The organism is Mycobacterium sp. 1165178.9 (genome assembly GCF_001673555.1).
Taxonomy (GTDB): domain Bacteria; phylum Actinomycetota; class Actinomycetes; order Mycobacteriales; family Mycobacteriaceae; genus Mycobacterium.
Map to the genome: position 1 here is coordinate 1 of NZ_LZMB01000085.1, position 10,020 is coordinate 10,020.

Sequence of the window (10,020 nt, forward strand, 5' to 3'; positions counted from 1 at the left end):
GGCACATCCGGGTCGTCGTCGGCCGGCGGCTCGGGTTCGCGCCATTCCTCACTCCGACTGGACCTGTTGCCGCGAAGCGTGCCTTCCAGTTCTTCCTTGAGCGCGTCGTCCTCGCGCGCACCCCATGCTTGGAGTTTCCGCGTTCCACGTGACTACCCCCTTCGCGGCTGTCTCGTCGTGACCCCCTGACGCGCCGATTGCCAGGTGAGACCCCAGCCGATTACCCGTCAACACACGACCTAATCGCGCTGGCTGGCTGTGAGTAATGGTGCAGTTGTTGCCCTCTGATGCGAAAGATGCTCAATAAGAATGGAACCCGATTTCCGTGGCTAACCGGCCAATATGCGTGTCGATGTTTAATACGGCGGCCGACTGGCTATTTGCTGCGGATATCCCTGTGCCCTTATGGGGGGCAATTGTTCGACACGAAAGGAATGAACAATGAAGGTCACCAAGACTGCCGTTGCGACAGCTGCCGCTGCCGGGGGGATTGCGGTGGCAACGCTTTTCGCGACGCCCGCTTCTGCTGCGCCCAACATTCAGGGGTTCGGCACCAGCGAGCAACTTATCGACGGGCCGCTGATCACCAATTACACGGTGAGCAACCTGCAGCCCAGCAATGCCGCCATCCCCGGCTACACACCGAAAGGCACGCTGTACCAGGCCGATATCACCGCCAGGTCGGACGGCGGGCTGGTAACCCCGATGGTCAACGATTTCATCGCCCGCGGGCCCAACGGCCAGAACTACCGGGTGATCGACAAGGTTGGGGCTCCCAATGGGCTCAACCCTGCACCGATCTCCCAGGGGAATGAGTCGACCGGCACGCTGTACTTCGACGTGACCGGCGCGCCGCCGAACGGCGTCGTCTACAACGACGGGATGCAGGACATCCTGATGTGGACGTCGAACGTGCAGGGCGGCTCGGCGCCTGCAGCGCCGAACAGCCCGGCCCCGGGTGCTCCGCCCGCGCCGGCGCCGCACACGTAAACCGCGCACGCAGCGGTCGCAATTCTCCCCGCGCCACTCCGCGTGGCGCGGGGAGAATTTGCATCGGGGGGAATCGTGTGCGCCCGAATCGGGTATTCGGTACGGCATGAGTAATGCGGATCACAGGCCGGCGCCGGTACGCGCCCAAGCGCGGCGGCAGGCCGAAGACGCCCGCGCGGCGATGAAAGAACGACGCAACAAACAAGACGGCGGGCTGAGCGGCTGGGTCGCTGAGCGCGCGGCCCGATGGGACCTTTCCGGGCAGGACGAGGCCACACTGCAGCGTCAGAAATATTTCTGGAATGTGCTGGTGGACTACTGGTTTCGGATGGAGATCGACGGCTGGGAGAACATTCCGGAGAAGCCACCGGCGCTTCTGATCGGGATTCACTCCGGGGCGCCGTTCGTCTGGGATGCCTGGACCGTGGGCCTGCAGTGGTGGCGGCGGTTTGGGCAGGAGCGGACTTTGCACGGCACCGCACACGATGCGCTGATGGCAATTCCCTTATTCGGACGGTATTTCCGATCGATGGGAGTGTTGCCGGCTGCCCCCGACGCGATCGCCACCGCACTGGCGGAAGGGCGCGACGTGGCGCTGTGGCCCGGCGGGGAAGTGGACTCACTTCGCCCGTGGACCGAGCGCGATCAGGCCAACCTGGCGGGACGGACCGGCTTCGTCAAGATGGCGATTCGTGCCGGCGTGCCGATCGTGCCGATCGCGACCGTCGGCGGCGCCGATGCGATGCCGGTGCTGATCCGCGGCGACCGGTTGTCGAAAGCCCTGCGCCTGGACCGTATCTTGCGGCTCAAGGTATTTCCGTTGGCCGTCTCGTTGCCGTGGGGGATCGCGCCGGCGGCGCTTCCGCAGCTGCCCTTGCCGGCCAAGATCAGAACCCGGTTCATGCCCGCCGTGAAACTTGACACCGATCCCGCGCGGGCAGACGACGACCAATACGTCGAGCGCAAATATCACGAGGTGCAAGACGCTATCCAGGACGGAATGGATGCACTGGCGCGAATGCGTGCATTCCCGTTGTTCGGCTGATCGGCGACAGAAGCGTTGGGCTTAGAGCTCTGATGCTTCTGGGTCCATTGGGCCAGGCGGGGGCCTTGTGGTCGGGGCCCAGATCGGCGTCAGCCTCGAACCGGCGACCCATTCCGGTTGCGGTGGTGTAGCGGCGCGGTAGCCGACTCCGCGGACAGTGTCGACCATGAATTGGTGCCGGGTGCCAAGCTTGGCGCGCAGTCGCCGAATGTGCACGTCGACCGTACGCACCTTGCCGGCGCTGTCGTAGCCCCACGCCTCTCGCATCAGTCGGGTTCGAGTGAATGCCTGACCGGCATGTTGCACAAGGAAATTCAGCAATTTGAACTCGGTGAGCGTCAAACCGAGGTCGTTGCCGTCCAGCGACGCGGTGAAAGTGGCCGGATGCAAAAGGAGGTCGCCGAACTTCAGGGTGCCGTCGACTGCGCTGCGCCGGCGGCTGATCGCGAGGCGAAACCGGGCCTGCAACTCTTCGGCACCGGTGCCGGGCAGCATCACGTCATCGAAGTTGCAGTCGACGTCGACGCTGGCACTGTCTGCCGGTGCCACCAGGGCCACCACCGCGGTACCGGGGTTGTCGGTCGTCAGTCGCTGGCTTACGTCCTGGGCCATCGCCATATTCGTGCGCGCATCGATAATGGCGATGTCGGCTGGGGCGCACTGCCCGTCGCTGTCGGCCGTCAGACTAGTGCGGCGCATCGGTTGCGCGAACGTCGACAACAACGGGAGGGCAGATTCGAAGTCGTCCTCATCGGTGAGCACCACCACGTCCAACGGCATCTCCTTACCTCGTGACGTCCCGGTTTCCCCCCCGGTCCGTAGGCACCTCTGCGGAGATGTCGTACAGCGCTAGGCGTGGGTACCCAAACCATGCAAAAGCTATGCAATTGAGGTCAGTACTGACCCGATGCGCTCTAAAAAACGATGGGCCTGGCCCGTTTCCACGGACCAGGCCCATCGTCTACAGACGTGCTACTGGTTGTCTTTCTGGCGTTCCTCGGCCGCCTTGGCGCCGCCGCGCGCGGCTTCCGCTTCGGCTTCCTTCTTCGCCGCGTCGCGCTGCGCGTCGGCCTTGTCTTGCTGCGCCTGGCCTTCGCGGGTGAGGTCATCACGACCGGCCACCGCGCCTACGGCCTCCTTGGCCTTACCCTTGACGTCCTCGACGACGCCTTTCACCGCTTCGGCAGGTCCCGACTTGTTTTCTTCAGCCATGGAAATGCTTCCTCCTCGTTGGCGTACTGTGAGCGATCCAATGCTCAACGGCGATCGCGAGCGATCGACCCGGTCATACGGCGAGGCCGGTCCTCGTTGCTTAAGACCGCATAAATCTGCCGCGTTGATCCGGATTCCCATGGCAACCGTGGCTCAAACGCGAGCCCGGAGAAAGCGCCTTACCGCCGGGGTATTCCGGTACCGGGAGACTCGAAAATTGGTCCGGCGCGCCAACTGTGCGCATAATGCACCCCGTCGAGGCCGCATTGTGCTGCGATGAGGCAGGATGTGAAATGCCGTTCCGGATGGAGATCACCCGGGATGGCACTCTCATGCGAGGAGTCTGATGACGGAGTCCAGGGAGCCCCGAGTCGCCGGCTCGGCGGCTCCGAGGCCGGAGCCGGCAACCCCCGGCAACGGCGCATCGACATCTGCACCGGAAAATGGACTGGGTCCTGGCCAGCCGCCGAGCCGGGTCAGGTATTCGCGGGTGTTGCTCAAGCTCGGCGGTGAGATGTTCGGCGGCGGCCAGGTCGGCCTGGATCCCGATGTCGTGGCGCGGGTGGCGCGACAGATCGCCGAGGTGGTTCGCGACGGTGTCCAGGTCGCCGTGGTGATCGGCGGTGGCAACTTCTTCCGGGGTGCACAGCTTCAGCAGCGCGGCATGGAACGGACCCGTTCGGACTACATGGGCATGTTGGGCACCGTCATGAACAGCCTTGCGCTGCAAGACTTTCTGGAGAAGGAAGGCATTGCCACGCGGGTCCAGACCGCGATCACCATGGGCCAGGTCGCGGAACCCTATCTACCCCTGCGCGCCGTGCGCCACCTGGAGAAGGGGCGCGTGGTGATCTTCGGGGCCGGCATGGGACTGCCGTACTTCTCCACCGACACCACGGCCGCGCAACGTGCCCTGGAGATCGGCGCCGAGGTGGTCCTGATGGCAAAGGCCGTCGACGGCGTGTTCGACGCGGATCCGCGGCAGCATCCCGATGCCGAATTGATCGCCGCGATCAGCCATCGTGAGGTCATCGACCGCGGGCTACGAGTGGCCGATGCAACCGCGTTCAGCCTGTGCATGGACAATGGCATGCCGATCCTGGTGTTCAACCTGCTGACCAACGGCAATATCGCCCGAGCGGTCGCTGGTGAGAAGATCGGGACTCTGGTCACCACCTGAAACCGACGACGCGATGACGTGCCGTGGGAGGACGTGCAGCGCAGCAATGAAGAGGAGCGACGCACATGATTGACGAGGCTCTCTTCGACGCGGAAGAGAAAATGGAAAAGGCCGTAGCCGTTGCCCGCGACGACCTGTCGACCATCCGGACTGGGCGTGCCAACCCGGGCATGTTCTCGCGGATCGTGATCGACTACTACGGCGCGGCTACCCCCATCACGCAACTGGCCAGTATCAACGTGCCCGAGGCGCGCCTCGTCGTTATCAAGCCGTACGAAGCCAGCCAGGTGGGCGCGATCGAGACGGCCATTCGCAATTCCGACCTGGGCGTCAACCCCACGAACGACGGCACCCTCATCCGGGTGGCGGTGCCGCAACTCACCGAGGAACGCCGGCGAGAACTGGTCAAACAGGCCAAGGGCAAGGGGGAGGACGCGAAGGTCTCGGTGCGCAACATCCGCCGCAAGGCGATGGAGGAGCTGCACCGCATTCGCAAGGAAGGCGAGGCCGGCGAGGACGACGTCGCCCGGGCCGAAAAGGACCTGGACAAGACCACCCACCAGTACGTCACCCAGATCGAAGAGCTGGTCAAGCACAAAGAAGGCGAACTGCTGGAGGTCTAGCGACCGCCCAGCAGCTAAGTTCATCCGCACCAGTGGCTACCCCAGAACCCGGCGCAGGCGACCCGCCCGACGATCCGGCTCCCGCCGACAAGGACACTTTTCAGCAATCGGCCAAGAAGACATCTCGGGCCGGACGCGACCTGCGCGCCGCCATCGCGGTGGGCACCGGTATCGGCGGCGTGCTGGTCGTGACGCTGGTCTTCGCGCCGCGCTTCTGGGTCCCCATCGTCGCCCTCGCCATCGTCGTGGCCACCCACGAAGTGGTTCGGCGATTGCGCGAAGCCGGTTACGTCATACCCGTGATCCCACTACTGGCCGGGGGGCAGCTCACCGTCTGGCTGACCTGGCCGTTCCACGCCGCGGGCGCACTGGCCGGCTTCGGCGTGACCGTGGTGGTCTGCAACGTGTGGCGCCTGTTCATGCAGGACAACAGCAAGCGGCCCGGGCCGTTCGACGGCTCGCCGTCGGCTAACTACCTCAGGGACGCCTCGGCCACCGTGTTCCTGGCCGCGTGGGTGCCGCTGTTCGCGTCCTTCGGCGTGCTGCTGGTCTACCCGCACGACGGGGCAGGGCGGGTGTTCTGCCTGATGATCACCGTCGTCGCCTCGGACACCGGCGGATATGCTGTGGGCGCGCTCTTCGGCAAGCACCCGATGGTCCCGGCGATCAGCCCCAAGAAATCCTGGGAGGGATTCGCCGGTTCCCTGGTGCTCGGAATCGCCGCGGCGACGCTGACGGCGACGTTCCTGGCCGGCAAACCGTGGTGGATCGGCGTGCTGCTGGGTGTCGTCCTGGTGCTGACCAGCACGCTTGGCGATCTGGTGGAGTCACAGGTCAAGCGAGACCTCGGCATCAAAGACATGGGACGGCTGCTGCCCGGCCACGGCGGCCTGATGGATCGGCTCGATGGCGTCCTGCCGTCGGCGGTCGCAGCCTGGACGGTGCTGACACTAGTTCGCTAGTCCAGGCCGAACGTGACCGATACTGGACAGGTCATGATTCAACAATTGGTTTTCTCCGAGCCGCGCCCCGGCAGGCCGCCGCGGCACCTGGCCGATCTCGACGAGGACGGCCGCGCGTCCGCCGTCGCGGAGCTCGGCCTGCCGGCGTTTCGCGCCAAGCAGCTGGCGCATCAGTACTACGGCCGGCTGATCGCCGATCCGCGGCAGATGACCGACCTTCCGGCGGGATTGCGCGACGCCATCGCCGAGACGATGTTCCCCATTCTGCTCACCGCGGCCTCCGACGTCACCTGCGATGCCGGCCAGACGCGAAAGACGTTGTGGCGGGCCCTCGATGGGGTCACCGTGGAGTCGGTGCTGATGCGCTATCCGCAACGCAACACGGTGTGCATTTCGTCGCAGGCCGGCTGCGGCATGGCGTGTCCGTTCTGCGCGACGGGTCAGGGCGGGTTGACCCGCAACCTCTCGACGGCCGAGATCCTCGAGCAGGTGCGTGCCGGCGCTGCGGCCCTGCGCGACGACTTCGGGGACCGGCTGTCCAACGTGGTGTTCATGGGCATGGGGGAGCCGCTGGCCAACTATGCCCGCGTGATCGCCGCGGTGCGGCGCATCACCGCCGCGCCGCCACATGGATTCGGTATCTCGGCCCGTTCGGTGACCGTGTCCACCGTGGGCCTGGCCCCCGCCATCCGCAAACTCGCCGACGAACGCCTCGGCGTCACGCTGGCGCTGTCGCTGCATGCGCCCGACGACGAACTGCGCGACACGCTGGTGCCGGTCAACAACCGGTGGAAGATCAGCGAAGCCCTCGACGCCGCACGGTATTACGCCGATGTCACCGGGCGGCGGGTATCGGTGGAATACGCATTGATCCGCGACGTCAACGACCAGCCTTGGCGTGCAGATCTTTTGGGGCAGCGGCTGCATCGCGCGCTCGGGCCGTTGGTGCACGTGAACCTGATTCCGCTCAACCCGACCCCGGGAAGTGAGTGGGACGCCAGCCCGAAAGCCGTGGAGCGGGAGTTCGTTCGGCGGGTCCGCGGCAAGGGGGTCTCCTGCACGGTGCGCGACACTCGCGGGCGCGAAATCAGCGCCGCCTGTGGACAGCTGGCGGCCGAGCGCGGATGAACCGGAGGGCGGGCTGTCCCGTCTTCAAGGCATAGCTCCAGCAAATGAGGTGTGTCATGAGTATTCGCTCGTCAGCCCTGAACGCAGCGTTTGCCGCGGTGCTCGTCGCCGCCACGGTATTGGTCGGCGTGGGCAACGCCCCACGGGCGTTGGCGGCCGACGACCGGCTGCAATTCACCGGGACGACGCTAAGCGGTGCGCCGTTCAACGGCGCCAGTCTGCAGGGCAAGCCCGCGGTGCTGTGGTTCTGGGCGCCGTTCTGCCCGTTCTGCAATGCCGAAGCCCCGGGCGTCAGCCGGGTGGCCGCCGCCAACCCCGGTGTCACCTTCGTCGGTGTGGCCGGGCGCTCGGACGCCGGCGCGGAACAGAACTTCGTCTCGAAGTACGGCCTGAACTTCACCAACCTCAACGACGCCGACGGTTCCATCTGGGCCCGCTACAGCGTCCCCTGGCAGCCCGCCTATGTGTTCTACCGCGCGGACGGCAGCTCGACGTTCGTCAACAACCCGACCTCGGCGATGTCACAGCAGGAGCTCTCCGACCGGGTCTCGGCCCTGAGGTCCTGACTTGGTGGACCAGGGTCTGGTGGGCCTGGCCTTCGCAGCCGGACTGGTGGCCGCGCTGAACCCGTGTGGGTTCGCCATGCTGCCCGCGTACCTGCTGCTGGTGGTGCGCGGCCAGCGTTCGGGTGTGGCGTCCGGCGTTGTCGTCGCAGGCCGGGCGCTGGCGGCCACCGTCGGGATGGCGCTGGGCTTCCTGACGGTGTTCGGCGTGTTCGGCGCGCTGACCGTCTCGGCGGCCACGACCGTCCAGCGGTACCTGCCGTACGCCACCGTGGTCGTCGGGGTGGTGCTGATCGGACTCGGGGCGTGGCTGCTGTCGGGCCGAACCCTGTCGGCCCTGACCCCGCGGTCAGTGGGTCCGCGGTGGGCTCCCACCGCCCGGCTGGGCTCCATGTACGGGTACGGCATCAGCTACGCGATCGCCTCATTGTCGTGCACCGTCGGGCCGTTTCTGGCCGTCACCGCCGCCGGCCTGCGCGGGGGATCGATCCTCACCGGCGTGACGATCTATCTCGCCTACACCGCGGGGCTGACGCTGGTGGTCGGGGTGCTCGCGGCCGCTGCGGCCACGGCCAGCTCGGCGGTGGTGGACCGGCTGCGGGGAATGCTGCCGGCCGTCAACCGGATCGCCGGCGCGCTGCTGGTGCTGGTCGGGCTGTACGTCGCTTACTACGGCAGTTACGAGGTGCGCCTGTTCGGTGCGAACGGCGACCCGCAGGACGCGGTGATCACCGCGGCCGGTCGGCTGCAGGGCGCGGTGGCGGGCTGGGTACACCAGCACGGAATATGGCCGTGGATGATCGCCGTGCTCGCGTTGGCGGTCGTCGTGATCGGTGGCGCCTGGCGCCGCCGGGCGCACCGCTAGGCAACCGGGGTGACGCCTACCTGATCCAGCCGCGGTGCCGGCCCCACAGGTCGCGTATCAGCGCCACGAGGATCAGCGCCGCAAACCCGATCAGGAACCAGTTCTCGATGTGGCCGACGTGGTTGCCGCGCAGCATCGCCAGCAGGAAGACGAAGCCGAACAGGCCGGTGACGTGCCAGGTCCGGTGATTGATCCGGCTCCAACCCCACGCTGCCGACGGAACCTCGACGGCGTCCACGCCGATGTGCTCCACCTCGGTACTGGCCACGGCGAAATCCCCTTCGGATCGGTTTGGCTTGTCCTCCAGAATTCTGGCACACCCTCGACCGGGCTCGCGGGGCATGGCCCAGTGGATGGCCCCGGTCGGTGCCGGGCGGCACAATGAATGGGTGACGAACCCGACGACCGACGGGCGAACGCGGGACCGGCTCCGCGTGCTGGTGCTGGGCAGCACCGGTTCCATCGGGACCCAGGCGCTGGACGTCATCGCCGCCAACCCGGACCGCTTCGAGGTGGTCGGCCTGGCGGCGGGCGGGGCCAACTTGGACACCCTGTTGCGGCAGCGCGCCGAGACCGGTGTGACCAACATCGCGGTCGCCGACGAAACCGCGGCGCAGCGGGCCGGCGACATCCCCTTTGCCGGGCCGGAAGCGGTGACCCGCCTGGTGCGGGAGACCGAGGCCGACGTCGTCCTCAACGCGCTGGTGGGGGCGTTGGGGCTGCGGCCCACCCTGGCCGTGCTGGAGTCGGGCGCCCGGCTGGCGCTGGCCAACAAGGAATCCCTGATCGCCGGCGGTCCGCTCGTGCTCCAGGCCGCCAAGCCGGGCCAGATCGTGCCGGTCGACTCCGAACATTCCGCCCTGGCGCAGTGCCTGCGCGGCGGGACCGCCGACGAAGTCGCCAAGCTGGTCCTGACCGCTTCCGGCGGCCCGTTCCGTGGCTGGACGGCCGCGCAACTCGAGGACGTCACCCCGGAACAGGCGGGCGCCCATCCGACGTGGTCGATGGGCCCGATGAACACGCTGAACTCGGCCTCGCTGGTCAACAAGGGGCTCGAGCTCATCGAGACCCACCTGCTGTTCGGCATTCCCTACGACCGCATCGAGGTGGTCGTGCATCCCCAGTCGATTGTTCATTCGATGGTCACCTTCATCGACGGGTCGACCCTCGCCCAGGCCAGTCCCCCGGACATGAAGCTGCCGATCTCGTTGGCCGCGTTGTAGACGGCGGTCATGCAGCCACCGGTCTGCCCGGCGTACCGGGCCAGCTCGACGGCGGGAAAAACGTCGTCGTCCAGCGGCTCGAAATCCCAGCTAGAGGCCGTGCTGAAGTCACAGCTGGCGGCCGCGGCGGGGACCCGCTGCGGCCAGCCCAGGGCCAACGAGATCGGCAGCTTCATGTCCGGGGGACTGGCCTGGGCGAGGGTCGACCCGTCGATGAAGGTGACCATGC

General features: G+C 66.7%; 12 protein-coding genes and 1 pseudogene. 9 read left to right on the plus strand and 4 right to left on the minus strand.

Going from position 1 to position 10,020, the window contains the following annotated elements; all coding sequences use genetic code 11:
- Positions 1 to 441 precede the first annotated feature (441 nt).
- Together A5652_RS04375 and A5652_RS04380 are read left to right on the plus strand one after the other, a co-directional pair.
- Positions 442 to 990 carry an MPT63 family protein gene (locus A5652_RS04375; RefSeq protein ID WP_067347016.1) on the plus strand — a complete coding sequence of 183 codons (549 nt, stop codon included), beginning with the start codon at positions 442 to 444 and terminating at the stop codon, positions 988 to 990.
- A gap of 106 nt (positions 991 to 1,096) precedes the next feature.
- Positions 1,097 to 2,035, plus strand: coding sequence for a lysophospholipid acyltransferase family protein (locus A5652_RS04380; protein WP_067347018.1), 939 nt, complete (start codon positions 1,097 to 1,099; stop codon positions 2,033 to 2,035).
- 21 nt (positions 2,036 to 2,056) lie between these two features.
- Here A5652_RS04380 and A5652_RS04385 read toward each other — a convergent pair whose 3' ends face one another.
- Positions 2,057 to 2,815, minus strand: coding sequence for a response regulator transcription factor (locus A5652_RS04385; RefSeq protein WP_067347020.1), 759 nt, complete (start codon positions 2,813 to 2,815; stop codon positions 2,057 to 2,059).
- Positions 2,816 to 3,007: 192 nt separating this feature from the next.
- Positions 3,008 to 3,247 (minus strand): CsbD family protein, encoded by a 240-nt coding sequence (locus A5652_RS04390; protein WP_007775289.1) that lies wholly within the window; start codon positions 3,245 to 3,247, stop codon positions 3,008 to 3,010.
- A 346-nt stretch (positions 3,248 to 3,593) separates the two neighbouring features.
- On the opposite strand from A5652_RS04390, the gene pyrH reads away from it, so the two are divergent.
- The 6 genes from pyrH (at position 3,594) to A5652_RS04420 (ending at position 8,568) form a co-directional block, all read left to right on the plus strand.
- Entirely contained in the window at positions 3,594 to 4,427 is an 834-nt protein-coding gene (gene pyrH / locus A5652_RS04395) for a UMP kinase (protein ID WP_067347023.1), read from the plus strand.
- A 65-nt stretch (positions 4,428 to 4,492) separates the two neighbouring features.
- Positions 4,493 to 5,050, plus strand: coding sequence for a ribosome recycling factor (gene frr / locus A5652_RS04400; RefSeq protein WP_067347025.1), 558 nt, complete (start codon positions 4,493 to 4,495; stop codon positions 5,048 to 5,050).
- Between the two features lie 32 nt (positions 5,051 to 5,082).
- Positions 5,083 to 6,012 carry a phosphatidate cytidylyltransferase gene (locus tag A5652_RS04405; protein ID WP_067347027.1) on the plus strand — a complete coding sequence of 310 codons (930 nt, stop codon included), beginning with the start codon at positions 5,083 to 5,085 and terminating at the stop codon, positions 6,010 to 6,012.
- A gap of 33 nt (positions 6,013 to 6,045) precedes the next feature.
- Positions 6,046 to 7,140, plus strand: a complete 1,095-nt coding sequence (rlmN, locus tag A5652_RS04410; protein ID WP_067347029.1) for a 23S rRNA (adenine(2503)-C(2))-methyltransferase RlmN — start codon at positions 6,046 to 6,048, stop codon at positions 7,138 to 7,140.
- 56 nt (positions 7,141 to 7,196) lie between these two features.
- Entirely contained in the window at positions 7,197 to 7,706 is a 510-nt protein-coding gene (locus A5652_RS04415; protein WP_067347032.1) for a protein disulfide oxidoreductase, read from the plus strand.
- A 4-nt stretch (positions 7,707 to 7,710) separates the two neighbouring features.
- Complete coding sequence (locus A5652_RS04420) at positions 7,711 to 8,568, plus strand: cytochrome c biogenesis CcdA family protein (protein ID WP_067347037.1); 858 nt, start codon at positions 7,711 to 7,713, stop codon at positions 8,566 to 8,568.
- 16 nt (positions 8,569 to 8,584) lie between these two features.
- On the opposite strand, the gene A5652_RS04425 is transcribed toward A5652_RS04420, so the two are convergent.
- The gene (locus A5652_RS04425; RefSeq protein WP_067347034.1) at positions 8,585 to 8,836 is read right to left on the minus strand and encodes a DUF2631 domain-containing protein; all 252 of its coding nucleotides are present in this window, start codon (positions 8,834 to 8,836) and stop codon (positions 8,585 to 8,587) included.
- A 121-nt stretch (positions 8,837 to 8,957) separates the two neighbouring features.
- Here A5652_RS04425 and A5652_RS04430 point away from each other — a divergent pair.
- Positions 8,958 to 9,782: pseudogene (locus tag A5652_RS04430) on the plus strand (1-deoxy-D-xylulose-5-phosphate reductoisomerase); the annotation flags it as partial.
- On the opposite strand, the gene A5652_RS26410 reads toward A5652_RS04430, so the two are convergent.
- Positions 9,701 to 10,018, minus strand: a complete 318-nt coding sequence (locus A5652_RS26410) for a hypothetical protein (RefSeq protein ID WP_369805746.1) — start codon at positions 10,016 to 10,018, stop codon at positions 9,701 to 9,703. The pseudogene A5652_RS04430 and the gene A5652_RS26410 overlap by 82 nt on opposite strands.
- Positions 10,019 to 10,020: the final 2 nt, after the last annotated feature.